This window comes from Microbacterium sp. LMI1x-1-1.1, from assembly GCF_040676205.1.
In the GTDB taxonomy this organism is placed as follows: domain Bacteria; phylum Actinomycetota; class Actinomycetes; order Actinomycetales; family Microbacteriaceae; genus Microbacterium; species Microbacterium aquilitoris.
The window spans coordinates 1,532,888-1,558,175 of the sequence record NZ_JBEGHM010000001.1; the positions used below are offsets into that span (position 1 = coordinate 1,532,888).

The 25,288-nt window shown below is 69.9% G+C and carries 23 protein-coding genes; 21 read left to right on the top strand and 2 right to left on the bottom strand.

Annotation, left to right across the window (positions count from 1 at the left end):
* Positions 1 to 20: 20 nt before the first annotated feature.
* The 7 genes from MRBLMI1x_RS07530 (at position 21) to pheT (ending at position 7,864) form a co-directional block, all read left to right on the top strand.
* Positions 21 to 821, top strand: a complete 801-nt coding sequence (locus MRBLMI1x_RS07530; protein ID WP_116228483.1) for a TrmH family RNA methyltransferase — start codon at positions 21 to 23, stop codon at positions 819 to 821.
* 76 nt (positions 822 to 897) lie between these two features.
* Positions 898 to 1,692, top strand: coding sequence for an amino acid ABC transporter ATP-binding protein (locus MRBLMI1x_RS07535; RefSeq protein ID WP_363457722.1), 795 nt, complete (start codon positions 898 to 900; stop codon positions 1,690 to 1,692).
* 60 nt (positions 1,693 to 1,752) lie between these two features.
* On the top strand, positions 1,753 to 2,655 hold the full coding sequence (locus MRBLMI1x_RS07540) for a glutamate ABC transporter substrate-binding protein (RefSeq protein WP_018187232.1): 903 nt from the start codon (positions 1,753 to 1,755) through the stop codon (positions 2,653 to 2,655).
* A gap of 57 nt (positions 2,656 to 2,712) precedes the next feature.
* Positions 2,713 to 3,360 (top strand): amino acid ABC transporter permease, encoded by a 648-nt coding sequence (locus tag MRBLMI1x_RS07545; RefSeq protein WP_018187233.1) that lies wholly within the window; start codon positions 2,713 to 2,715, stop codon positions 3,358 to 3,360.
* Positions 3,357 to 4,265 carry an amino acid ABC transporter permease gene (locus MRBLMI1x_RS07550; protein ID WP_363457727.1) on the top strand — a complete coding sequence of 303 codons (909 nt, stop codon included), beginning with the start codon at positions 3,357 to 3,359 and terminating at the stop codon, positions 4,263 to 4,265. Before MRBLMI1x_RS07545 ends, MRBLMI1x_RS07550 begins: the two co-directional genes overlap by 4 nt.
* 48 nt (positions 4,266 to 4,313) lie before the next feature.
* Complete coding sequence (gene pheS / locus MRBLMI1x_RS07555) at positions 4,314 to 5,354, top strand: phenylalanine--tRNA ligase subunit alpha (RefSeq protein WP_363457730.1); 1,041 nt, start codon at positions 4,314 to 4,316, stop codon at positions 5,352 to 5,354.
* Positions 5,354 to 7,864, top strand: a complete 2,511-nt coding sequence (gene pheT / locus MRBLMI1x_RS07560; RefSeq protein WP_363457733.1) for a phenylalanine--tRNA ligase subunit beta — start codon at positions 5,354 to 5,356, stop codon at positions 7,862 to 7,864. The genes pheS and pheT overlap by 1 nt, the downstream gene beginning before the upstream one ends.
* Before the next feature lie 28 nt (positions 7,865 to 7,892).
* Here pheT and MRBLMI1x_RS07565 read toward each other — a convergent pair whose 3' ends face one another.
* On the bottom strand, positions 7,893 to 9,263 hold the full coding sequence (locus tag MRBLMI1x_RS07565) for a carboxylesterase family protein (RefSeq protein WP_363457736.1): 1,371 nt from the start codon (positions 9,261 to 9,263) through the stop codon (positions 7,893 to 7,895).
* Between the two features lie 29 nt (positions 9,264 to 9,292).
* A complete protein-coding gene (locus MRBLMI1x_RS07570) occupies positions 9,293 to 10,417 on the bottom strand; it encodes an AAA family ATPase (protein ID WP_363457739.1) in 1,125 nt (374 codons plus the stop codon).
* A gap of 59 nt (positions 10,418 to 10,476) precedes the next feature.
* Here MRBLMI1x_RS07570 and MRBLMI1x_RS07575 point away from each other — a divergent pair, with 59 nt between their 5' ends.
* From MRBLMI1x_RS07575 to tyrS, 14 genes are all read left to right on the top strand, one after another.
* Positions 10,477 to 11,247, top strand: a complete 771-nt coding sequence (locus MRBLMI1x_RS07575; RefSeq protein WP_018187239.1) for an ABC transporter ATP-binding protein — start codon at positions 10,477 to 10,479, stop codon at positions 11,245 to 11,247.
* On the top strand, positions 11,229 to 12,815 hold the full coding sequence (locus MRBLMI1x_RS07580) for a hypothetical protein (RefSeq protein WP_363457742.1): 1,587 nt from the start codon (positions 11,229 to 11,231) through the stop codon (positions 12,813 to 12,815). Before MRBLMI1x_RS07575 ends, MRBLMI1x_RS07580 begins: the two co-directional genes overlap by 19 nt.
* Positions 12,812 to 13,798: an NAD-dependent epimerase/dehydratase family protein gene (locus tag MRBLMI1x_RS07585; RefSeq protein WP_363457745.1), complete on the top strand. Its 987-nt coding sequence runs from the start codon at positions 12,812 to 12,814 to the stop codon at positions 13,796 to 13,798. Before MRBLMI1x_RS07580 ends, MRBLMI1x_RS07585 begins: the two co-directional genes overlap by 4 nt.
* 208 nt (positions 13,799 to 14,006) lie before the next feature.
* Complete coding sequence (gene argC, locus MRBLMI1x_RS07590) at positions 14,007 to 15,056, top strand: N-acetyl-gamma-glutamyl-phosphate reductase (protein ID WP_018187242.1); 1,050 nt, start codon at positions 14,007 to 14,009, stop codon at positions 15,054 to 15,056.
* Complete coding sequence (gene argJ, locus MRBLMI1x_RS07595) at positions 15,053 to 16,210, top strand: bifunctional glutamate N-acetyltransferase/amino-acid acetyltransferase ArgJ (protein ID WP_363457748.1); 1,158 nt, start codon at positions 15,053 to 15,055, stop codon at positions 16,208 to 16,210. The genes argC and argJ overlap by 4 nt, the downstream gene beginning before the upstream one ends.
* Positions 16,207 to 17,106, top strand: a complete 900-nt coding sequence (gene argB, locus MRBLMI1x_RS07600; protein ID WP_018187244.1) for an acetylglutamate kinase — start codon at positions 16,207 to 16,209, stop codon at positions 17,104 to 17,106. Before argJ ends, argB begins: the two co-directional genes overlap by 4 nt.
* On the top strand, positions 17,103 to 18,347 hold the full coding sequence (locus MRBLMI1x_RS07605; protein ID WP_363457752.1) for an acetylornithine transaminase: 1,245 nt from the start codon (positions 17,103 to 17,105) through the stop codon (positions 18,345 to 18,347). The genes argB and MRBLMI1x_RS07605 overlap by 4 nt, the downstream gene beginning before the upstream one ends.
* Positions 18,344 to 19,267, top strand: a complete 924-nt coding sequence (gene argF / locus MRBLMI1x_RS07610) for an ornithine carbamoyltransferase (RefSeq protein ID WP_018187246.1) — start codon at positions 18,344 to 18,346, stop codon at positions 19,265 to 19,267. The genes MRBLMI1x_RS07605 and argF overlap by 4 nt, the downstream gene beginning before the upstream one ends.
* Complete coding sequence (locus MRBLMI1x_RS07615; RefSeq protein WP_363457756.1) at positions 19,246 to 20,370, top strand: DUF418 domain-containing protein; 1,125 nt, start codon at positions 19,246 to 19,248, stop codon at positions 20,368 to 20,370. The genes argF and MRBLMI1x_RS07615 overlap by 22 nt, the downstream gene beginning before the upstream one ends.
* A complete protein-coding gene (gene argH, locus MRBLMI1x_RS07620; protein WP_311859534.1) occupies positions 20,367 to 21,797 on the top strand; it encodes an argininosuccinate lyase in 1,431 nt (476 codons plus the stop codon). Before MRBLMI1x_RS07615 ends, argH begins: the two co-directional genes overlap by 4 nt.
* Before the next feature lie 79 nt (positions 21,798 to 21,876).
* Positions 21,877 to 22,518, top strand: a complete 642-nt coding sequence (locus MRBLMI1x_RS07625; RefSeq protein WP_363457760.1) for a SatD family protein — start codon at positions 21,877 to 21,879, stop codon at positions 22,516 to 22,518.
* Positions 22,515 to 23,210: a hypothetical protein gene (locus MRBLMI1x_RS07630; protein ID WP_018187250.1), complete on the top strand. Its 696-nt coding sequence runs from the start codon at positions 22,515 to 22,517 to the stop codon at positions 23,208 to 23,210. The genes MRBLMI1x_RS07625 and MRBLMI1x_RS07630 overlap by 4 nt, the downstream gene beginning before the upstream one ends.
* A 39-nt stretch (positions 23,211 to 23,249) precedes the next feature.
* Positions 23,250 to 23,600 (top strand): VOC family protein, encoded by a 351-nt coding sequence (locus MRBLMI1x_RS07635; RefSeq protein ID WP_231370949.1) that lies wholly within the window; start codon positions 23,250 to 23,252, stop codon positions 23,598 to 23,600.
* A gap of 32 nt (positions 23,601 to 23,632) precedes the next feature.
* The gene (tyrS, locus tag MRBLMI1x_RS07640) at positions 23,633 to 24,946 is read left to right on the top strand and encodes a tyrosine--tRNA ligase (RefSeq protein WP_363457765.1); all 1,314 of its coding nucleotides are present in this window, start codon (positions 23,633 to 23,635) and stop codon (positions 24,944 to 24,946) included.
* Positions 24,947 to 25,288: the final 342 nt, after the last annotated feature.

Consider the following 25,288-nt stretch of genomic DNA (forward strand, 5'->3'; position numbering starts at 1 on the left):
CCGCGCCCTACACTGAGAACGTGCTCGAGAACCCCCGATCGCCGCGTGTCCGCGCTGTTGCGAAGCTGACCAAGCGTGCAGCCCGTCAAGAGACCGGGCTCTACCTGCTCGAAGGTCCGCAGGCGGCGAGGGAGGCCCTCGTCTGGCGGCCCGACACGCTCATCGAGTTGTATGCGACTCCGTCGGCATGGGAGAAGCACCAGGACATTCGCGATGCGGCATCCGACGCGGACGTCGATGTCGAGTTCGCGAGCGAGGCGGTGATCGAGGCGATGGCCGACACCGTGACCCCGCAGGGCATCATCGCGGTGGCCCGGCAGGTGCCGACGTCGGTGCGCGACATCTTCGCCGATGACCCGAAGCTCATCGTGATCTGCGAGGAGGTGCGCGATCCCGGCAACCTCGGCACGATCATCCGAGCAGCGGATGCCGTCGGTGCCGACGCGGTCATCCTCACCGGTCGTACCGTCGATCCCTTCAACCCTAAGGTCGTCCGCGCGACGACCGGTTCGCTATTCCACCTTCCGGTGGCCGTCGGTATCGAACTGGCGGATGCCGCGGGCCGTGCCCGCTCGGCGGGCCTGCGGATCGTCGCTGCCGACGTCGGGGGAGAGGACTTCGTCGCCCACCGCGCGACTCTGGCCGAGCCGACCGCGTGGGTGTTCGGAAACGAAGCCCGGGGCCTCGACGATGATGCACTGGCGCTGGTCGACCTGTCGCTGCGACTGCCGATCTACGGTCGAGCGGAATCGCTGAACCTCGCGACCGCCGCGAGCGTCTGCCTGTACGAGTCGGCGTTCGCCCAGCGTGCGGGCAACTGACGCCGAATGATTACGGAACTGTAAACCCCGCGCAACCAGGCGGGTCTCCGGGCGTCATCCCCCATAGGGTCGGAGCATGACCACTCCTGCTGCCGATCCTGCGCCGCGCACGTCGAACATCGACGTCCGCCGCGGCCAGCCGCTCGTCGTCCTGACGAACGTGCAGAAGCACTACGGCGACTTCCAGGCCCTCACCGACATAGACCTGTCGGTCAACCGCGGCGAGGTCGTCGTCGTGGTCGGCCCGTCCGGGTCGGGCAAGTCGACGCTCTGCCGCACGATCAACCGGCTCGAGACGATCACGAGCGGGTCGATCACGATCGACGGCGCCGATCTCCCCGCCGAAGGGAAGGCGCTCGCGGCGCTCCGTGCCGATGTCGGCATGGTCTTCCAGTCGTTCAACCTGTTCTCGCATCTGACGATCCTCGAGAACGTCACGCTCGGCCCGATCAAGGTCAAGGGCATGAAGAAGGCGGCTGCCGAGAAGCTCGCCCGTGAGCTCCTCGACCGCGTGGGCGTCGGCCACCAGGCCGACAAGCTCCCCGCCCAGCTCTCGGGTGGTCAGCAGCAGCGCGTCGCGATCGCTCGCGCCCTGGCGATGAAGCCGAAGGTCATGCTCTTCGACGAGCCGACCTCGGCCCTCGACCCCGAGATGATCAACGAGGTCCTCGACGTCATGGTCGGCCTCGCCCAGGACGGGATGACGATGATCGTCGTCACCCACGAGATGGGCTTCGCCCGCAAGGCTGCTGACCGCGTGGTCTTCATGGCCGACGGGCTGATCGTCGAGGAAGCGACGCCGCAGGAGTTCTTCACGAACCCGAAGAGCGACCGCGCGAAGGACTTCCTCTCCAAGCTCATCACCCACTGAGACGTCCGCGCCCTGCACCGGCGCGACGAACGACGAACGACACGAAACCAGGAGGATCACATGCGTAAGACACGACTTGCCGGCGCCTTCGCCGGCATCGCGATCGCGGCACTCGCACTCGCAGGCTGCAACAGCGGCAGCCCCACCGCACCCGGCGGCGCTGCCGGCGGAGACGACGACACCAAGGCCCTCTGGGAGGTCGCGAGCGACGTGAAGCTCGACGGTAGCCCGACATTCGACGCGATGAGCGAGCGGGACAAGGTCGTCATCGGCGTCAAGAGCGACCAGCCGGGCCTCGGCTACGAGGATGCGGCATCCGGCGAGCGCACGGGCTTCGACGTGGACATCGCGCGTTGGATCGCCGCATCTCTCGGATTCGACGAGGACAAGATCGAGTACAAGTCGATTCCGTCGGCCAACCGTGAGCAGTCGCTCGTGAACGGCGACATCGACTACTACGTCGGCACGTACTCCATCACCGACTCTCGCAAGGAACAGATCGACTTCGCCGGTCCGTATTTCGTCACGGGGCAGGGTCTGCTGGTTGCGAAGGACAACACGGACATCACCGGGCCCGACGACTTGGCCGGTAAGGTCGTGTGCTCGGTGACGGGCTCGACGCCGCTCCAGCGGATCCGTGACGAGTACAGCCCGGGTGACACCCGTGAGTACGACACCTACTCCCAGTGCATCGACTCGCTCCTCCAGGGGCAGGTCGACGCCATCACGACGGACGAGGCGATCCTCGCCGGATACGTCGCGCAGCAGCCCGACAAGCTCAAGATCGCCGGCGAGCCGTTCAGCACGGAGAACTACGGAGTCGGTCTGCCCAAGGGTGACACGGTGCTGAAGGATCACATCAACACCCTGTTCACCGACGGTGGGGATGTCTGGACCGCGCTGTTCGACGAGCACCTCGCGCCCGCAGGCATCACTGCGACTCAGCCTGCAGTCGAGAACTGACGACGATCGGGGGCGGCACGAGCCGCCCCCGATCCCGATCCACCGGAAGGAACGCCTGTGGGCGTCATCACCGACAACCTCGACCTCTGGCGCGATGCCCTGGTCGGCACCCTGATCCTGTTCTTCGGAGGCGGCGCATTGGCGCTGGTCCTCGGCATCACCGTCGGGGCGATGCGCGTTTCCCCGGTACCGATCGCCCGTGCGGTCGGCACGCTCTACGTCAACACCATCCGGAACACTCCGCTCACCCTCGTCTTCTTCGGATTCGCGTTCGCGTTGCCCCCGCTCCTCGAGCTGCGGATCGACCCCGTCCAGCTCGGCATCGCTGCTCTGGGCATCTACACCGCGACGTACGTCGCCGAGACCATCCGGTCCGGCATCAACACGGTTCCGGTCGGTCAGGCCGAGGCCGCGCGTGCGCTGGGGCTCAGGTTCGGACAGGTCATGTCGCTCGTGGTCATGCCGCAGGCGTTCCGTTCCGTGATCCCCCCGATGATGAGCGTCTTCATCGCTCTCCTGAAAAACACGACGGTCGCCGCCGGCTTCTCCGTCGTGAACCTCGGTTCAATCCGCGCCTACCTGAGTGAGCGAGGCGAGAGCCAGATGGTCGTGATCCTCTGGGTGATGATCATCTTCATCGCTCTCGTGCTCCTGCTGTCGTGGTTGCAGCGACGACTCGAGCTCCGTTGGAAGGTGACGCGATGAGCAGCGTTCTCTATGACGTCCCCGGTCCGAAGGCCATCGCCCGCAACCGCATCATCGCGGGCGTCACGGTCTTGCTCGTCGCCGCGGTCATCGGCTTCTTCGTTTGGCGGCTCGTCGCGACGGGTCAGTTCACCGGGGAGAAGTGGTACGCGTTCACGTTCACCAACGTGTGGATCAACGTCGCCAAGGCCGCCGGCAACACGCTGCTCGCGTTCGGCGCGGCGGCTGCGGGCGCGCTCGTCCTCGGATTCGTCCTCGCGATCGGGCGCCTCTCCGATCACGCGTGGGTGAGGGCTCCGTTCACCGCCGTCATCGAGGTCCTTCGGGCGATCCCGGTCCTCGTCATGATGTTCCTCCTGTACTACGGCCTGCCTGCCGCCGGTGTGCGCCTCGAGCCCTACTGGGCGGTCGTGATCGCGCTCATCGCCTACAACGGGTCGGTTCTCGCCGAAGTCATCCGTGCCGGCGTCGAGTCGTTGCCTCGGGGGCAGAAGGAGGCGGGATACGCCATCGGACTGCGCAAGAGCGGAGTCATGCGGCTGGTACTCCTGCCGCAGGCCGTGCGTGCCATGATGCCGGTGATCATCGCCCAGCTCGTCGTCACGCTGAAGGACACCGCGCTCGGCTACATCATCACGTACGAGGAGCTCCTCTTCTACGCGCGCTTCATCGGGTCGCAGTCGACGTACGGATCGCCGATCGTCCCCGCCACCCTCATCGTCGCGGCGATCTACATCGTCCTGTGCCTCTTGCTGTCGCTCGTCGCGAATCGCGTCGAGAAGCGGCTTCGGCGATCGCCGAGCACCGCAGTGGCGGCGCCGGCCAGACCGATTGCAGAGACCACCGACACCGAGCTCATCGCAGCGCAGAAAGGCGCCGGCAAGTTCGACTCCCACGGGATCTGACGACTCACCGGCGGGCCGCACTCCGGCCCGCCGGTAGACTCGTCTCTCGTGTCCGACGCACCCGAGATCACCCCCGAGGCGGTGGATGCCGCCGTCGCTGACGCGCTGGCAGCCTTCGCCGCCGCACCCGACACGGCTGCCCTCAAAGCGGCCCGATCCGCGCACAGCGCTGAGGGTTCCCCGCTCGCGCGGCTCAACGCGCAGCTGCGGAACGTGCCGAACGACCAGAAGGCCGCGGCGGGCAAGCTCGTCGGTCAGGCTCGCGGTCGCGTCAACCAGGCGCTCGCGGCTCGCGAGGCCGAGCTAGCCGCCGCCGAGACCGCAGCGAAGCTCGAAGCCGAACGCGTCGACATCACGGCGGTCGCCCCGCGCGGACGGGTCGGGGCGCGGCATCCCATCTCCCTCCTCCAAGAGGAGATCGCCGACCTCTTCGTCGGCATGGGGTGGGAGATCGCGGAAGGACCCGAACTCGAGCACGAGTGGTTCAACTTCGACGCCCTCAACTTCGCGCCCGATCACCCGGCGCGGCAGATGCAGGACACGTTCTTCGTCGACCCGGTCGCCCGCCACCTCGTCATGCGCACGCACACGAGCCCGGTGCAGGTCCGCTCGATGCTCGAGCGCGACGTGCCGATCTACATCCTCTGCCCGGGCCGGGTCTACCGCACCGACGAGTTCGATGCGACGCACCTCCCTGCCTTCACGCAGTTCGAGGGGCTCGTGATCGACAAGGGCATCACGATGGCGCACCTCAAGGGCACCCTCGACCACGCCGCGAAGGTCTTGTTCGGTGCCGAGGCGAAGACCCGGTTCCGCACCAACTACTTCCCCTTCACTGAGCCGTCCGCCGAGCTCGACCTCTGGCACCCCACCTTCCCCGGTGGCGCGCGCTGGATCGAGTGGGGTGGATGCGGGATGGTGAACCCCAACGTCCTCCGCGCCGCCGGCATCGACCCCGAGGTGTACTCGGGCTTCGCCTTCGGCATGGGCATCGAGCGGACGCTGATGTTCCGCAGCGATGTGCAGGACATGCGCGACATGGCCGAGGGCGATGTCCGCTTCAGCGAGCAGTTCGGAATGGTGGTCTGATGCGCGTCCCGCTCTCTTGGCTCGGCGAGTACGTCGATGTGGCCGAAGGCACGACCCCCGAGGATGTCCTCGCCTCCTTCGTCTCCGTCGGGTTCGAGGAGGAGGACGTCCACGCGTTCGACCTCACCGGTCCGATCGTCGTCGGACGCGTCGTCTCGTTCGAGGCCGAGCCGCAGTCCAACGGCAAGACCATCCGGTGGTGCCAGGTCGACGTCGGCGAGGCGAACGGCGGCGTCCGCGGCATCGTCTGCGGCGCCGGCAACTTCTTCGAGGGCGACAAGGTCGTCGTGACGCTGCCGGGGGCAGTCCTGCCCGGCCCGTTCCCGATCGCGGCGCGGAAGACGTACGGCCATGTCTCGGACGGCATGATCGCCTCCGCCAAGGAACTCGGCCTGGGGGAGGAGCACTCCGGCATCCTCCGCCTGACGGAACTCGGCCTCGACCCCGAGGTCGGGACCGACGCGATCGCCCTCCTCGGCCTCGACGACGTCGCCGTCGACATCAACGTCACGCCCGACCGCGGGTACGCGCTCTCGATCCGCGGTGCGGCACGCGAGTACGCACACGCGACCCGGGCCCGCTTCATCGACCCCGGCCTGCGCCCCTTCGAGGAGCTCGAGCAGCCCACCGGCGGGTTCGACATCACCGTCGACGATGCGGCTCCCATCCACGGCAAGCCCGGTGCGAGCGAATTCGTCGTGCGCATCGTCCGCGACGTCGACCGGTCCCGGCCGACGCCGCCCTGGATGACCGCGCGTCTGTCGCTCGCCGGCATCCGCTCGCTCGGCATCCTGATCGACATCACCAACTACGTGATGCTCGAACTGGGCAACCCGATCCACGGCTACGACCTCGACACGCTCACCGGCGGCATCACCGTCCGCCGCGCCTCGGCAGGGGAGAAGCTCACGACCCTCGACGGCAAGGAGCGCACCCTCGACGCCGAGGACCTGCTCATCACCGACGAGTCGGGCCCCATCGGCCTGGCGGGCGTCATGGGCGGCGGCAAGACCGAGATGGGGGATGCCACGCGCAACGTCCTCATCGAGGCGGCCATCTTCGACCCGGTGTCGATCGCCCGCACGGCGCGTCGGCACAAGCTGCCCAGCGAGGCGTCCCGGCGCTTCGAGCGCGGCGTCGACCCGCTCATCCCGTTCGTCGCGGCACGCCGCGTCGCCGACCTGATGGTCGAACTCGCCGGCGGCACGCTCGACACGACCACGGGCGGCGCACTCTTCGCCGAGGTTTTCGTCCCGTCCGTCGACCTCCCCGAGTCGTTCGTCAGCGGCCTCATCGGCGTCGACTACACGACCGACGAGATCGTCGGCGCGCTCGAGACCATCGGGTGCGAGGTCATCGACGCCGACGGCGGCTGGGAGGTCATCCCGCCCTCCTGGCGCCCCGACCTCACCGACCGATGGACGCTCGCCGAAGAAGTCGCGCGCCTGCACGGGCTCGATCGGATCCCGTCCATCCTCCCGACGCCTCCCTCCGGACGCGGTCTCACGGCTGCGCAGCGCGGACGTCGTCGCGTCGCAAACGCGTTGGCTGCCTCCGGTCACGTCGAGGTTGTCGCGTTCCCGTTCACGACCGAGGATCAGAACGACCTGCACGGTTCGGCGGCGGGAGAGCACCTGCCCTCCATCAGGCTCGCCAACCCGCTCGACGGTCAGGCGCCCTTCCTGCGGCGTTCGCTTCTTCCCGGTCTTCTGCAGATCGCGCACCGGAACGTCTCCCGTGGCTTCACCGACGTCGCCCTCTTCGAGACCGGCACGGTGTTCGCACCGGTCGAGGGCGTCGAGTACGGCACCACCACCGTGCCGCCGCTCGCGCAGCTGCCCGATGAGGCCACGCTCGCCGCACTGCACGCATCGATCCCGCCGCAGCCCCGGCACGTCGCCGTCCTGCTGCACGGCAACGCCCTGGTGAAGCGCCCCGGCCAGTCGGCGGTCGCCTTCGACCTCGCCGATGCGCTCGGTGCGGTCCAGACGGTCGCCGCGGCGGCCGGGGTCGCGATCGAGGTCCGCCAGTCCCAGCGTGCGGCGCTCCACCCCGGACGCGCCGGTTCGCTCTTCGTCGGGGACACCGAGGTCGGCTACGTCGGCGAGTTGCTCCCGGCCGTCGCGGAGGCCGCTGACCTGCACGGCCGTGCCTTCGTCGCCGAGCTCGACCTCGACGCGGTGCTCGCACTCACGTCAGCACCGGATGCCGCGCCCTCGCTCGCGACCTATCCGGCCGCGACGCAGGACGTCTCGCTCGTCGTGGCCGCCGACCTCGCCGCCGGCGCGGTGCGCGACGCGCTCGTCGACGGGGCCGGCCCCCTCCTCGAGGACATCCGCCTCGTCGACGACTACCGGGGTACCGGTCTGCCGGACGGCTCGAAGAGCCTCACGTTCGCCCTGCGCTTTCGTGCCGACGACCGCACGCTGACCGCCGCGGAGGCGACGGACGCGAAGCTCGCGGGCGTCGCGGTCGCGGCCGAGCGGCATGGAGCCGCGATCCGCGACTGACCCGATCACCCTGCGGGGTGTGCTGCGGTCAGCCGCGATCGAAGCGCATATCGCAGGCATCGGCATCCGCGTCGGGTGCGACGGTGCCGGTCCGCGCGAAGTCAGCCCAGACACGCCGCACCGCGCGCCCGCGCGCGTCGACTTCGGCCCAGGCGTCGGGCGGAACGAGGCTCGTCCGCGTCCAGGCATCGCGGGTTCCGAGCACCAGCGGGACGTCGACGGTGTGTCCGACTCCGATCGGACTGGACGCGGGTGCTGCCTCCAGCAGGTACCGCACGGCGCGACCGCCCGCCGCTCGGTGGCGATCGACGAATGCCCGCACGGGCCGCGTGTAGACGACGCGGGTCAGCGGCCCCACCATCGCGCGCATGAGCAGCGCTCGGAGAGCGCGCCCCAGGACGGGAGCCCGCAGGAGCGGCGCGACCACGGGCAGCGCCGGCAGGTACATCGCGATCTCTTCGCGCGTCGTGCCGATGAGCAGGTCGACGTCCGATGCGACGGCTTGCCACGCGGCATCCCGCTGCGCTTCGGTCGGAAGGGGAGTGTGACCGTAGCGCGGACCCCACGGAAGCCCCGAACGGATGCCGAACGGCCAGGAGGCGCGCTCCGCCCCGGACTGCCGCCGCAGCACCGCATCGGTCGCGGCGTCGGGGGCGAGCGCCCGCGTCACGCGCGCCATCGCTCGGAACATGCGCTCCCGTCCGCCGGTGACGCCGAGGGGCGGGCTCTGCACGATGGCCCTGCGGATGAGTCCGCGCGCCCCCTCGCTGATCAGGAGATGCAGGATCGCGTCGGCGCCCGCGGACTGGCCCATCGCGGTGAGGGTTGTCGGATCCCCACCGAACGCGCCGATCGACGCGTGGATCCAGCGCAACGCTTCGATCTGATCCAGCAGGCCCAGGTTGGCGGGCGGTCCGTCCTGCGGATGCCTCGGGCCGGATCCGCCGCCGCCGAACCCCAGCAGCCCCAACCGCGAGGTCACGGCGACGACGATGACGCGCTGCTCGACGACGAGCGCGCGGGGGTCGTAGATCTCGAGGTCGCCGGCACCCGTCGTGTATCCGCCGCCGTGGAACCAGACGATGACGGGAACGACCTCACCGGGATCGAGGTCCGCCGGCAGCGTGATCGACAGGCGTTGGCAGTCCTCGGACTGGCTCACACCGTCGAGGGCGCCCTCCAGGAGGGTGTCGAGGATCCGCGACGACGGCTGCGGGCAGGCAGGCGCCGGGGTCACCGCGCTGAGCACTGCGCGTCCGGCCGGCGCCGCCACGGGCGCCTCCCCGCGGGCGGCGGTCGCGTAGGGGATTCCCCGGTAGCGGATGACGTCGCCGTCGCGGAGGCCCGTGACGGGCCCGGAGCGCGTCGGGATCGGACCGGGGACGGCGAGTGGCGGCATCCCGTAACGCTATCCGTCGAGGGGGCTGCTCAGCGCTTGCCCCAGTTCCACGGCGGGCCGTCCAATCGGCCCCGTCCCTCGACGGCCGTGCCGTTGCTGTACCGCTCGAGAGAGACCCGGTTGGCATCGGGTATCGCGTCGACGAGCCCGGACGCGTGCGACACCAGGATGACCTGCGTCTGCTCGGATGCCGCCCGCACGAGATGCGCCAACGGTTCGAGCAGGCTCGGGTGAAGGCTCGACTCCGGCTCGTTGAGGACCGTGAGGGGTGCGGGCCTGGCGGGCAGGAGCGCCGCGCACAGGAGCAGGTAACGGAGGGTCCCGTCCGAGAGTTCGGCCGCGTCCAGGGGTCGCAGGAGCCCCGACTGCCTGACGGTGAGTCGCAGCACGCCGTCGGTCGCCTCGACGCGCACGCGACTGCCGGGGAACGCGTCGTCGACGGCGCGATCGAGGTGATGCCCGAAGCCCATGTCGTGGACCGTGGCCCAGACCGCCGCGAGGTTCGACCCGTCGTGGGCGAGGAGCGGCGACCGCGTACCGACCTGGGGACGGCGGGCGGGGGCGTCCGCATCCACCCGGAAGTGGTCGTAGAAGCGCCAGCCGTTCATCATCCGTCGGAGCCCCAGCAGCTCCGGGGCGGTGTCGCCGTCGGCCAGGTCCGTGATGATGCTCTCGAACGGAGCGAGCTTCTGGTCGAGACTCACCCACGCGCCGTCCCGAACGCGCGTCTGCGTTCGGAGCCGGTCGATCAGAAGGGTCGCCGGCTTGGCCAGGGGGCCGGCGAAGACCTGCTCCCGCTTGATCTCGGGGTCACGGGCGAACACGCTCTCCTGGGAGATCTGGGGGATGCCGAGGTCGACGAGGTATCCGAGCTCGTCCGACGCGAACCCGAGCTGCACCGCGATCGGGCCCCGACGCACGGTGCCCTGATCGCCACCTTCCTCCGGTCCCGCCCACAGCAGGGACGGCAGACCTCCCTCGCGTGCGACGGCTCCGACGAGGTCGCCGCGCGCAGCGGATGCCAGTAAACGCAGCGCGCGGTAGAGGTTGGACTTGCCCGAGCCGTTCGGACCCGTCACGACCGTGAGCGCTTCGAGGGGCAGCACGATGTCGCGGAGGGATCGGTAACCGGAGACGGCGAGCGTGCGCAGCATCCCCTCACCCTGCCACGTGGGGTGGACATCGCGACACGCCCGTTCGCTAGGCTCGCCGCGTGAGCGAGCAACAGAGCGTCCCCGCCCTCCATCTCTCCGGCCTGGTGAAGCAGTTCGGGTCGACTCCGGCGGTCGCCGGCATCGATCTGGTCGTACCGTCCGGCTCGTTCTACGGCCTCGTGGGCCCGAACGGGGCGGGCAAGACCACCACGTTGTCGATGGCGACGGGGCTTTTGCGTCCGGATGCGGGCGGCGCCTGGGTGCACGGGATCGACGTGTGGCGCGACCCGGTCGCTGCCAAGCGCGTGATCGGCAACCTCTCCGACGGCATTCGGCTCTTCGACCGTCTCACCGGGGAGCAGCTCATCACCTACACGGCGATGATGTTCGGGCTTCCGCGCCCGGAGATCGCGCCCCGTGTCTCCGACCTCCTCGACCTCATGGATCTGCGCCCCGCGGCCGGGACGATCGTCGCTGACTACTCGGCCGGTATGACCAAGAAGGTCGCCCTCGCGTGCGCACTGGTGCACGCACCACGACTGCTCGTCCTCGACGAACCGTTCGAATCCGTCGACCCCGTCTCGGCCGCCAACATCGAAGACGTGCTGCGCGGGTACACGGCGTCGGGCGGATCGGTGATCGTCTCGAGCCACTCGATGGACCTCGTCCAGCGCATGTGCGACCACGTCGCGGTCATCGCGGCCGGACGGGTCCTCGCCGCGGGTACGGTCGACGAGGTCCGCGCGGGGCAGACCCTGCAGGACCGTTTCGTCGAGCTCGTCGGCGGCCGTCACACGAGTGAGGGGCCGCAGTGGTTGCGACAGTCCTGAAGCTCCGGTACCGGGCGCTCTTCAACACGCTCGCCCGACGGCCCTGGCAGCTCGTCGGGTTCATCTTCGGCGCCTTGTGGGGTCTCGGGATCCTGGCCTCCGTGACGGCGGGCATCATCTCGCTCAGCATCTTCGGCTCCCTCGACGCCGCGGCCAGCGTCAGCATCCTCGGGGGGAGCGCACTGATCCTCGGATGGGTCGTCGCCCCCATCGTCGCGACCGGCATGGACACTTCGATCGATGCGCGTCGCCTGGCCCCCTTCCCGTTCACGCGACGACAGACGATGCTCGCGCTCGCCGGTACGGGGATCACCGGCATCCCGGGCGTCGTCACGACGCTCGTCGCCCTGATCTCCGTCATCCTGTGGCTGCGCTGGCCGCTGGCGGCGCTCGCGGGCATCCCCGCCGCGCTCATCGGGGTCGCGATCTGCGTCGTCGCCTCGCGACTCGTGGGAGAGCTCTCCGGCGGCATGGGCGGGAATCGGCGCGGTCGGGAGCTCATCGGGACGATCGTGCTCGTGGTCATCATGCTCTCGGGCCCGCTCATCACCGGCATCCTCGCCCTTCTCGACGGGGGGACGGGGTCGTTGGGCGATCGCTTCGGCGCCGCCGCCGCCGTGCTGCCCTGGACGCCGCTCGGCGCCGCCTGGGGTGTGGCGCCGGCGCTCGCCGCGGGCGAGGGAGTGCTCGCGCTCGCTCGGGTGGCCATCGCACTCGCGACCCTCGCCGTCCTCGGGTGGGCCTGGTCCCGCGCCGTCGACCGGTCGACATCCGCCCCGCCGCGGCAGTCGAGCCGGCAGGTGGCCGCCGGCAAGCTCGGTCTGTTCGGCGTCATGCCCACCGGCGGTGTCGGTGCGACGTGGGCCCGTTCGCTCAACGCGTGGCTCCGCGACCCGCGGTACCTCCGGCAGTTGCTCGTGGTCCCGATCTTCCCGATCCTGTTCGCCTTCATCGGCGGCGTCGACGGATTCGGGTTCGCGGCGTCCCCGGTCCTCGTGGCCTTCATGCTCGCGATCGGTGGATACGCCGACATCTCCTACGACGGCACGGCGTACGCGACGGTCCTCGCGACGGGCATCCGCGGCCGAGACGACCGTCTTGGACGTCTCCTCGGCGCGGCGAGCCTCGGCATCCCTCTCGTCGTCATCGTCTCGATCGTGAGCTGCGTCCTCAGTGGGGATGCCGGGCGTCTTGCACTCGTGCTCGGCGCATCCCTGGGGGTCCTCCTGGTCGGATACGGGGTGTCGGCGGTGACGTCGGCGATGATCATCGCGCCCGTTGCGGCGCCGGGGGACAGTCCGTTCAAGAGCGTTCCCGGCCAGACCTTCGTCAGCGGACTCCTCGTCTTCGTCGTGTGGGCGGTGATCGGCGTGCTGTCGCTCCCCGTCCTCGTCATCGCGGTCACCGGCATGGTCCAAGGCCCGGCGGGTTGGGGTTTCGCGACCCTCGCGGTCGGCCTCATCGTCGGAGCCGGTGCCGCCGTCCTCGGTGTCTTCCTGGGTGGGCGGACCTTCGACCGCTCCGGACCCGAGCTCTTCGACCGCATCCGGTCCCTCCCGACGACATGAGCGACCGCGTCCTCGTCCTCGGCGGCACCGGATGGGTGGGCCGGCGGGTCGCCGCGGCCTGGCTCGACCGCGGCGCCCGCGTGACGGTCAGCGGTCGCGGCGGTCGGACGGCACCGGAGGGTGCCGAGCTCGTCGTGCTCGACCGCGCCGAACCGGACGCGTATCGCACGTTCGCCGGAACCGACTGGGATGAGATCGTCGATGTCTCCTCCGTCCCGGCGCACGTCGCCCACGCGGCATCCGCGCTCGGTGACCGTGCCGCGCACGCGACGTACATCTCCAGCGTGTCCGTCTATGCCGACGCGAGCACCCCGGGCGCCGACGAGGACGCGGGCCTGGTGGAGCCTCTCGGCGAGGACGACCCGGACGACTACGCCCGCGCCAAGGTCGCCGGCGAGCAGGCTGCCGTTGGGCTCGGCGCCCGCGTGGCGATCGTCCGTCCGGGGCTCATCGTGGGCCCCGGAGACCCGACGGATCGGTTCGGCTACTGGCCGGCGCGGTTCGCCACCGCCGGGGCGGAGCCCGTCCTCGTCCCCGAGGCCGCCGAGCTGCGCGCGCAGGTGATCGACGTGGACGACCTGGTCTCGTTCGTCGTGGCATCGGGGGCGCGCGGGTTCGACGGTGTCGTCGATGCGGTCGGTCACTCGCACCCCCTCGCGGACGTCCTCACCGTCGCGCGGGAGACCGCCGGCCACACCGGCGAGATGCACGCCGCGCCGACCGACTGGCTCGAGCGTCACGGCGTCGCCTTCTGGTCCGGGCCCCGGTCGCTCCCGTTGTGGCTCCCGGCCGACGTACCCGGGTTCGCCGCGCGGAGCGGTGCCGCCTATCGGGCGGCGGGCGGCGGCATCCGTCCCCTCTCCGAGACGGTCGACCGCGTCCTCGCGGACGAGCGCGCACGCGGTGTCGCCCGTTCCCGCGCAGCGGGTCTCGAACGCGCCGAGGAGCTCGCTCTCATCGATGCGCTCCCGCCTGGGCGCTGAGCTCGATTTGCGACGACGGATGCCGCGGCGCTACCGTCGCGGTATGTCCTCGCCCGCGACCCTCACCGTCTCGACGGTGGTCCGCGCGCGTCGACGTCTGGGCGACCGCCGACGCTAGGCGACCCCTCCCGCTCTCCGCGCACGGCGGATCGAGCCGCAGGTGTCGCCGTCTTCGGCCCCGCTCACTCCAGACAATAAGGTTGAATCCATGACCTTCTCGGTCGCCGTCTCCGGCGCTTCCGGCTATGCGGGTGGAGAGATCCTCCGCCTCCTCGCGTCGCATCCCGACGTCGAGATCCGCACCGTCACGGCGCACTCCAACGCCGGACAGCCCCTCATCGACCACCAGCCGCACCTCCGGTCGCTCGCGCACCTGACGCTGCAGGACACGACCCCCGACATCCTCGCCGGTCACGACGTCGTCTTCCTCGCCCTGCCGCACGGTCAGTCCGCGCAGTACACCGACATGCTCGAGGGCGTTCCTCTCGTCATCGATGCCGGGGCGGACCACCGGCTCACCGACCCCGCCGCGTGGGACGCGTTCTACGGGGGTGCGTTCTCCGAGCCGTGGGCTTACGGGGTCCCCGAACTCCCCACCGGAACCGCGAAGCAGCGCGACGCCCTCGTCGGCGCGCGGCGCATCGCGGCGCCCGGGTGCAACGCCTCCACCGTCTCCCTGAGCCTCGCCCCCGGTGTCGCCGCCGGCGTCATCGACCCGGGCGACATCGTGACGGTGCTCGCCGTCGGACCCTCGGGGGCGGGCAAGAGCCTCAAGACGAACCTCCTCGCGTCCGAGATCCTCGGCACCGCCAACCCGTACGCGGTCGGCGGCACGCACCGGCACATCCCCGAGATCCGGCAGGCGCTCGCCGCCGCCGCTCCGGCCGAGACGGACATCCGCATCTCGTTCACGCCGGTCCTCGTCCCCATGGCCCGCGGCATCCTCGCCACCTCGACGGCCCCCATTGCGCCCGGTGTCACCGATGCGCAGATCCGGGGCGCGTGGGAATCGGCGTACGCCGACGAGTCGTTCGTGCACCTGCTGCCCGAGGGGTCGTTCCCGCGGACGGCCGACGTGCTGGGCGCCAACACGGCGCTCCTCGGACTCGCGATCGACCGGGCCGCCGGACGCGTCGTCGTCGTCGCCGCCGTGGACAACCTCGTGAAGGGCACCGCCGGTGCCGCGATCCAATCGATGAACATCGCCCTCGGTCTCACCGAGTCGACGGGCCTGAGCGTGAACGGGGTGGCACCGTGAGCGTCACGGCAGCACAGGGATTCGAGGCGGCCGGCGTCGCCGCAGGCCTCAAGTCGACGGGCGCGAACGACGTCGCCCTCGTCGTGAACCGCGGGCCCAAGAAGGTCGGTGCGGCCGTCTTCACGACCAACCGCGCCAAGGCCAACCCGATCCTGTGGTCGCAACAGGTCATCGGGGACGGCGTGGTCGAGGCGATCGTCCTCAACTCCGGGGGAGCGAACTGCTTCACCGGGACCTTCGGGTTCCAGACGACGCACCAGACCGCCGAGAAGGCCGCCGAGCTCCTCGGGATCGGCGCAGGTGACGTGCTCGTCTGCTCGACCGGTCTCATCGGCACCGGTGACGAGGTCTTCCGCGGAAAGGTCCTCGACGGTGTCGCGAAGGGTGTCGCCGCCCTCTCCGCCGACGGGGGAGACGCGGCATCCCTCGCCATCATGACCACCGATTCCCGTCCCAAGCGCGCCGTCGTCTCGCAGGACGGCTGGACGATCGGCGGCATGGCCAAGGGCGCCGGCATGCTCGCCCCGGGCCTGGCGACGATGCTCGTCGTCATCACGACCGACGCCGACCTGGATGCCGCGGCCGCAGACGCCGCGCTCCGCGAGGCCACGCGGGTCAGCTTCGACCGGCTCGACTCCGACGGGTGCATGTCGACGAACGACCAGGTGACGCTCCTCGCGAGCGGAGCCAGCGGCATCCGTCCCGAGCCGGCCGCGTTCGCGCTGGCCCTCACCGAGCTCTGCCTCGACCTCGCCGCGCAGCTGCAGGGGGATGCCGAGGGTGCGAGCCACGACATCACGATCGAGGTCGTCGGCGCCGAGAACGAACAGGATGCCGTCACGGTCGGCCGCTCGATCGCGCGCAACAATCTCTTCAAGGCCGCCATCTTCGGCAACGACCCCAACTGGGGGCGCGTGCTGGCGGCGATCGGGACGACGGATGCCGCCTTCGACCCTTACGACGTCGACGTGTCGTTCAACGGGGTCCGGGTCTGCACGGCCGGCGGTCCCGACCGCCCCCGCGAGGAGGTCGACCTGACTCCGCGCGCGACGCACATCCTCGTCGATCTGCGGGTCGGCCGGGCCGCGGCGACGATCCTCACCAACGACCTCACGCACGACTACGTCCACGAGAACAGCGCCTACTCGTCATGACCGATATCCAGCAGACCACGCCCGAAGAGGCCGCCGGCAAGGCCGCGGTCCTCGTCGAATCCCTGCCCTGGCTCCAGCGCTTCCGCGATCAGATCGTCGTCATCAAGTACGGCGGCAACGCGATGGTCAGCGAGGAGTTGCAGGCCGCCTTCGCCGAGGACATCGCGTACCTCCACCACGTCGGGGTGAAGCCCGTGGTCGTGCACGGCGGTGGACCGCAGATCTCGACCATGCTCGACCGCCTCGCGATCCCCAGCGAGTTCAAGGGCGGCTACCGCGTCACGAGCACCGAGGCGATCGGGGTCGTCCGCATGGTCCTCGCGGGGCAGATCAACCCGCAGCTCGTGTCGCGCATCAACGCGCACGGATCGTTCGCGACCGGGATGTCGGGGGAGGACGCCGGACTCTTCCGGGGCCGCCGTCGCGGTGTCGTCGTCGACGGAGCCGAGCACGACCTCGGGCACGTGGGCGACGTCGTCGGCGTCGACCCGACGGCGATCCTCGACCACCTCGCCGCTGATCGGGTGCCGGTCGTCTCGTCGATCGCGCCGGACGTCGATCAGCCCGGCAGCTCCCTGAACGTCAACGCGGATGCCGCGGCTGCGGCGCTCGCCGTCGCTCTCGGCGCGGTCAAGCTCGTCATCCTCACCGACGTCGCCGGCCTCTACGCCGACTGGCCCAACCGCGACTCGCTGGTCTCGCACCTGACGGCGACGGAGCTGCGCGCCCTGGTGCCGAGCCTCGAGTCGGGGATGATCCCCAAGATGCAGGCCTGCCTCGACGCGGTCGACGGCGGCGTCGACCGTGCGGCGATCATCGACGGGCGCCAGCCGCATTCAGTGCTCGTCGAACTCTTCACACAACGCGGAATCGGAACAGAGGTGGTGGCGGGATGACCGTGCAGACGACGGTGAGCTGGAAGGACGACGCCGCACGCGACCTCGTCCTCAACTCGGGTGACCGGTTCGCTCTGCTCGTGCGCGGCGAAGGCGCGCACCTGTGGGACGACGAAGGCACGCGCTACCTCGACTTCCTCGGCGGCATCGCCGTGATCTCCCTCGGTCACGCCCACCCCGTGTTCGTGCACGCCGTCGCCGAGCAGGCCGCGACCCTGGGGCACGTCTCGAACTATTTCGCCACGCCGCCCCAGCTGGGGCTCGCGGCTCGGCTGAAGCGGCTCGCCGGCACGGGGGACTCCGGCCGGGTCTTCTTCGGCAACTCCGGCGCCGAGGCCAACGAGGCCGCCTTCAAGCTCGCGCGGCTGCACGGCGGCAGCGACCGCCCCCGCATCCTCGCGCTGAAGAACGCCTTCCACGGCCGCACCATGGGGACGCTCGCCCTGACCGGCAAGCCCGCCATGCAGCAGCCCTTCGAGCCCATGGTCCCGGGAGTCGAGTTCCTCGATTCGACGATCGAGGCTCTCGAGGAGGCCATCGACGACCGCGTCGCGGCGCTGTTCGTCGAGCCGATCAAGGGCGAGGCGGGGGTGCTCGAGCTGCCCGAGGGTTACCTCGTCGCCGCGCGGGAGATCACCCGTCGTCACGGCGCGCTGCTGATCATCGACGAGATCCAGACCGGCGCCGGGCGCACCGGAGCGTGGTTCGCTTTCCAGCACGCCGGCATCACCCCGGATGCCATCACGGTCGCCAAGGGCATCGGCAACGGCATCCCGATCGGCGCGCTCATCACCTTCGGTGCCGCGAGCGACCTCTACTACCCCGGCACCCATGGATCCACGTTCGGCGGCAATCCGCTCGCGACCGCCGTGGCGTCCGCGGTCCTCGACGAGATCGAGAACGCCGGCCTCGTCGATGCGGCGACCGAACGCGGCCGCCAGGTCCGCGACGCGGTCGGCGCGATCGGCTCCCCTCTGGTGGAGGGATGCCGCGGCCAGGGGCTGCTGATCGGTGTCGCGCTCCGGCATCCCGTCGCCGGAGCCGTCGTCGCCGCTGCCCAGCAGCACGGCCTGATCGTCAACGCCGCCAACGACTCGACGATCCGTCTCGCTCCGGCCCTCACGATCGGCGACGTCGAGATCGACGAGTTCCAGACCCTGTTCGCCCGGGCCCTCGCCACCGTCGAGGACGCCCTCATTCTCGATGACACGACCCACGACACCTCGGAGGCCTCAGCATGACCCGCCACCTGCTGCGCGACGACGACCTGACCCCCGCTGAGCAGGCCGAGATCCTCGACCTCGCGCTCGAGTTGAAGGCCGACCGCTGGAAGGAGAAGCCGCTCGCGGGTCCGCAGACCGTCGCCGTCATCTTCGACAAGTCCTCGACCCGGACGCGCGTGTCGTTCGCCGTCGGCATCGCAGACCTCGGCGGCTCCCCGCTCATCATCTCGACCGCGAACAGCCAGCTCGGCGGCAAGGAGACCCCCTCCGACACCGCCCGGGTGCTGGAGCGCCAGGTCGCCGCGATCGTCTGGCGCACCTACGCGCAGGCCGGGCTCGAGGAGATGGCGAGGGACACGCGCGTCCCCGTGGTCAACGCGCTGAGCGACGACTTCCACCCCTGCCAGCTGCTCGCCGACCTGCTCACGATCCGCGAGCACAAGGGCGAGCTGAAGGGTCTCACTCTCGCTTTCTTCGGGGACGGGCTCTCCAACATGGCCCACTCCTACGCGCTGGCGGGTGTCACCGCGGGGATGCACGTGCGCATCGCCTCGCCCGAGGACTATGCACCCCGCGAGGACGTCGTCGCCGACGCCGACCGCCGCGCCGCTGAGACGGGCGGGTCCCTCACCCTCTTCACCGATCCGAACGAGGCAGCCGCCGGTGCGGACGTCATCGTGACCGACACGTGGGTGTCGATGGGGAAGGAAGAGGAGAAGACCGCGCGCCTGCGGGACCTGGGCTCCTACAAGGTGACGCAGGAGACGATGGCGCTGGCCCAGGAGGACGCCGTCTTCATCCACTGCCTCCCCGCAGACCGCGGATACGAAGTGGACGCGGACGTGATCGACGGACCGCAGAGCGTCGTCTGGGACGAGGCCGAGAACCGCCTGCACGCGCAGAAGGCGCTGCTGGTGTGGCTGTTGCGACAGCAGTGAGGGATGCCTGGCGGAGCTGGAACGGCCCCGCCAGGCTCCACGGCATCGACCTCGCCCGGGCGCTCGCCGTGTTCGGCATGCTCGCGGCGCATCTCCTGACGATCGAGCAGGACGTCGTGCTGTCCGACCCGTCGACGTGGATCGATCTCGTCAACGGGCGATCCTCGATCCTCTTCGCCGTCCTCGCGGGTGTCTCGATCGCGCTGATGACGGGTGGACGGATGCCGCACCGCGGCGGACTGTTGAGGGTCGACCGACGTCGACTCGCCGTCCGTGCGGGCGCCGTGTGGGCGGTGGGTCTGCTGCTCACGCAGACGGGCGTCCCGATCTACGTCATCCTGCAGGCGTACGGGATCCTGTTCCTCCTCGCCGTTCCGCTGCTCGCCCTCTCCGCTCGCGCGCTCTGGGCGATCGCGGCATCCGTTGCCCTGGCCGTGCCGTGGGTGCTGCCGCTCATCGACGGTCTGCCGGTCTGGGGGTCCGACGCGGGCCGAACGCTCTTCTTCCTCACGGGGTGGGCCTACCCGTTCCCCCTCTGGATCGCCTTCGTGGTCGCCGGGATGGCGTTGGGGCGATCGGATCTCGGGAGCGCATCGATCCAGGTGACGATCCTGGCCTCGGGGGTGGCGGCGGTGGTCGTCGGGGGAGGCCTCTCGACCGTCGTCGGGGCCGGCGGCGTCGCGCCGGGCTCTTACGAGGAAGCGGTCTTCTCCGCCGAGGCCCACAGCGGCGGCCTCGTGGAGGTCATCGCGTCAGGCGGCTTTGCGGTCGCGGTGATCGGCGCGTGTCTGCTGCTCTGCCGGACGCCGGTGACCTGGCTCGTGGCGCCGCTGCGTGCCGTCGGATCGATGCCTTTGACGGCGTACGTCGGTCAGGTCCTCGCGTGGGCGCTCGTCGCTCTCGCCGTCTTCGGGGACACCACCGACCTCCGGGCGTTCCGTGACCTCGGTCTCTTCTGGTGGTTCTGCCTGGGCGCCGTGCTCCTCTGCTCCGCGTGGGCGGCGACCCTCGGCCAGGGCCCGCTCGAGCGGGCGCTCGCGTCGCTGTCGCGCCGGCTGGTGCCTCGGGAGGAGGCATCCGGCGCCGATAGGGTGGTCTCGTGAGCGAGAGCAAGAGCGAGGCGACGAATCAGGGTGCACTGTGGGGCGGGCGGTTCGCGACGGGCCCCTCTCCGGAGCTCGTCGCGCTGAGCCGTTCCACGCACTTCGACTGGTCGCTCGCCGAATACGATCTCGCCGGTTCGCACGCGCACGCGCGTGCACTCGCGTCCGCCGGATACCTCACGCCGGACGAGGAGGCTCGGATGCACGCGGGCCTCGACGCCCTGCGCGATGCCGTGCGCTCGGGCGACCTCGTCGCCGCCGAATCGGATGAGGACGTGCACGGCGCCCTCGAGGCGGCTCTGATCCGGGAGGTGGGCCCCGAACTCGGGGGCAAGCTCCGCGCAGGTCGCAGCCGCAACGACCAGATCGCCACGCTCGTGCGTCTGTATCTCCTCGATCACTCGCGGGTCATCGCGCGGGACCTGCTGAGGGTCATCGACGCGATCGTCGCGCAGGCCGAGGCGAACCCCACCGCGATCATGCCCGGACGCACGCATCTCCAGCACGCTCAGCCCGTCCTCCTCGCCCATCACCTGCAGGCGCACGCCTGGCCTCTCGTCCGCGACCTCGAGCGTCTTCGCGACTGGACCGCGCGGGCATCCGTCTCGCCGTACGGCGGGGGAGCGCTCGCGGGCGCGACGTTCGGTCTCGATGCGCAGGCGGTGGCGCAGGATCTGGGACTGGCTCGTCCGGCCGAGAACTCGATGGACGGCACGTCCGCACGCGACGTGGTCGCCGAGTTCGCCTTTGTGACCGCGATGATCGGGGTCGACATCTCGCGTTTCGCCGAGGACATCATCATCTGGAACACGCGGGAGTTCTCCTTCGTGCGTCTGGACGACGGCTTCTCGACGGGCTCGAGCATCATGCCGCAGAAGAAGAACCCCGACATCGCCGAACTCGCGCGAGGCAAGTCGGGTCGTCTCATCGGCAACCTCACGGGACTCCTCGCGACCCTGAAGGCTCTTCCGCTCGCTTACAACCGCGATCTGCAGGAGGACAAGGAGCCCGTCTTCGACTCGGTGACGACTCTCGAGGTCCTGCTCCCGGCGTTCGCGGGCATGATCGCGACGCTGCGGTTCCACACCGACCGCATGGTGGCCTCCGCGCCGGAGGGGTTCTCCCTCGCCACCGACGTGGCGGACTGGCTCGTCAAGCGGGGCGTTCCGTTCCGCGACGCCCACGAGATCTCGGGGGCACTGGTCCAGGCGTGCGAGCAGCGGGGGATCGGACTCGAGGAGGCGGATGACGCGCTCCTGACAGAGGTGTCGCCGCATCTCGATCCCGCAGTCCGTGACGTCCTGACCGTCGAGGGCTCGGTCGCGAGTCGCGACGGCGCGGGGGGAACCGCGCCCGTCCGGGTCGCCGAGCAGCGGGCGGATCTCGTCGCGCGGGCTCAGGAGCTCGCTCGGAGTCTGCAACTCTGACCCGATTGTTCTTATGCCCCGTCTCAAATAAGCAAAAAGCTTATTGATACCGAGTCATAACCGACGTAGTCTGCGGGGCATGACTTCTCGCGTCGCGGTGATCGCCGACATCGTCGGATCCCGTACCCTCGCCGACCGTGCCGGCGCGCAGCGAGCGATCATCGATACGTCGCGCCAGGTGCACGACGATCATCCCGTGGCCGAGTCCCCTCTCGAGCCGACGGTCGGCGACGAGTTCCAGGCGGTGTTCCCCGGACTCGCCGCCGCGTTGACGTCGCTGTTGCTGATCCAGCTGCATCTGCCGGAGGGCATCGGACTGCGATTCGGGCTGGGTGTCGGCGCCGTCGATCCCGTCGGCGGCGACATCACGGACGGGCCCGGCTGGTGGGCGGCCCGGGCGGCCATCGACGAGGCGCATCGGCTGCAAGACCGCGCCGTGCCGCACGCGCGCACGCGTGTTGCGGCAGCACAGGGGGAGGATGCCGCCATGGTCGAACGCATGGCACTCGCCAACGCCTACCTCCTCGCGAGGGACGAACTCGTCGCGTCGATGAGCGAGCGCGCTCGCCGCCTCACCTACGGCCGGTGCCTCGGTCGCACCCAGCGCGAGTTGGCGGATGCCGAGGGCATCACGCAGCCTGCCGTGTCTCAGGCTCTGGCGAGTGCGGGTTCGGCCGCTCTCGTCGCGGGCTTCGCCGACCTGCGCGAGGACCTCGCATGATCGGTGCCGGGATCGTCCTCCTGGGCGTGGGTCTGGCGGATCTCATCCGACTCCACGCGCCGGCTCGCGGACGGGCAGCGTTCTTCGTCGTCGCCGTGCTCGCTGTGCTGATCGTGGCGTCGGGAGCGGATGCCGGTGTATGGGCTTTCGTCGCTGCCGGGACCGCCGCGATGTGGATCCTCGCCACTCCGGGCTCCGCCGGCGGCCGTGCGGGGCTGTGGCCGCTCGTCGCGGTGGGACTCGTGACACTCGGCGCGGTCGCGTTCCAAGGGGTGCGCGAAGATCAGGGGCCTCTCGGCGAACTGTGGCCTGTCACGTCACCGCTCGGCGCCGTGAGCCTCGACGTCGGCGTGTTCGTGCTCGGCTCGCTCGTCTTCCTGACCGAGTCCGGCAACGTCGTCGTCCGGGCCGCCCTCCGGGGCGGGGAGGTCGCCCCCGATGCGCCCACCGCGCTCAAGGGCGGGCGTCTGATCGGTCCGCTCGAGCGCGTCCTCGTGTTCGCGCTGACGGTCACCGGCGCGTTCACGCTCCTGGCCGCCGTGCTCGCGGCGAAGGGGATCGTGCGCTTCCCCGAGATCTCACGAGACACCGACCTCGGCACGCGAGCGGAGTACTTCCTCATCGGCAGTCTCGTCAGCTGGGTCACTGCCCTCGGCGCGGCGTTCCTCCTGTGGTGGGGCACCGCCGCCTGAGCCCTTGCCGCGGATGCCGGGGTCTGCTTGCCTCTGGTCATGGCGAAAATGGAACACTTCGAGATCCCGGTCGACGACATGCCGAGGGCGCAGGCCTTCTACAAGGACGTGCTCGGTTTCGACTACACCCCCTGGGGTGACGACATGGGGACGATCACGCAGCCCGACGGCGAGGGGACGAACGGCGATCTGCACGTGCGGGGCGTGCTGCCGCATCCCACCGTCGTCTTCACGGTCGACCGCATCGAAGACACCGTCGCGCTCGCGGTCGCCGCGGGCGGGGAGCAGATGGGCGAGATCCAGCCCCTCGATGAGCGTTCGCGGTGGGTGTACTTGCGGGACTCCGAGGGCAACATCATCGGCCTGTACGACGAGGTGTCGCCGGACTGATCGGCCGGAGCCCCGCTGATAGCCTGGAGGGCGTGTCTGAATCCGTATCGAGTGCCGAACTGACGGCTCTCGCGCCCGCCAACGACCCGTCCTTCGCGAATGTGTGGGACGAGATCGTCTGGCGTGGTCTCGTGCACGTGTCGACCGACGAAGCGTCGCTTCGCGAACTCCTCTCCGGAGCGCCGATCACGTACTACTGCGGCTTCGACCCGACCGCGCCCAGCCTGCACCTCGGCAACCTCGTGCAGCTGCTCCTCCTGCGGCGTCTGCAGCTCGCCGGACACAAGCCGCTCGGGCTCGTGGGCGGGTCCACCGGCCTCATCGGCGATCCGCGGCCCACGGCGGAGCGGACGCTCAACACGCGCGAGACCGTCACCGAGTGGGTCGAGCGTCTGCGCGGCCAGGTCGAACGGTTCCTGAGCTTCGAGGGCGACAGCGCCGCGCGACTGGTCAACAACCTCGACTGGACCGCTCCGATGAGCGCGATCGACTTCCTCCGCGAGGTCGGCAAGCACTACCGGGTCGGCACGATGCTGAAGAAGGATGCCGTCGCCGCACGACTCAACTCGGATGCGGGCATCAGCTACACCGAGTTCAGCTACCAGATCCTGCAGGGGATGGATTACCTCGAGTTGTACCGGCAGTACGGCTGCGTCCTGCAGACCGGCGGCAGCGACCAGTGGGGCAACCTGACGAGCGGTACGGATCTCATCCACCGCGTCGAGGGGACGTCCGTGCACGCCATCGGCACGCCGCTGATCACCAACAGCGACGGGACGAAGTTCGGCAAGAGCGAGGGCAACGCGGTATGGCTGGATGCCGACATGTGCAGCCCGTACCGGATGTACCAGTTCTGGCTCAACACGGATGATGCCGACGTCATCGCTCGCCTGAAGGTGTTCACGTTCCTGACGCGCGCCGACATCGAGGAGTACGAGCGCCTTGTCGCCGACGAACCCTTCCGGCGCGCGGCCCAGCGTCGTCTCGCGATGGAGGTGACGACGACGGTGCACGGGGTGGATGCCGCGACTGCGGTCGCCGCCGCTTCCGATGCGCTGTTCGGGCAGGGGGATCTCACCTCGCTCGACGCGCCCACGCTCCGCTCCGCGCTCGAGGAGTTGCCGCACGTGGCGACGGCCGGCGAGATCCCGGTCGTGCAAGCGCTTCTGGACACCGGTCTGGTCTCCAGTGCGAGCGAGGCGCGACGCGCGATCTCGCAGGGCGGTGTCTCCGTCGACGGTGTGAAAGTCGTCGACGAGGCACACGTCATCACGGGATCGCTGCCCGGCGGTGTCTCCGTCCTCCGACGCGGCAAGAAGACGATGGCCGGCGTGTTCGTCTCCTGACGACCGACGTCTCCCGAGGCCGCCCACCCCGACGAGGGAGGGCGGCCTCTCGCGTTCGCCCGGAAACACAGGCGACACGCCCGGGATGCGGGCCAGATTTGCCCGACTCCGGAGCGCCGCGTAACTTATTACTTGTTCGCCCCACAGGGAAGAGCGAGAGACCGGAAGGCCTCCCAGCCCCCTCAAGCGGAGAACCAAATCCATCCCAAACCTCTCCTAGAGAGAACAGGACCTCATGGTCTAGGATGGGTACTCCACCTCGAAGCCCCGTGGTGATGAGCCCGACATGATCTTCTGATCGTTTCGTGCCGTCTCGTTCGGGAGTCGAGCGAAGAGTGTGAC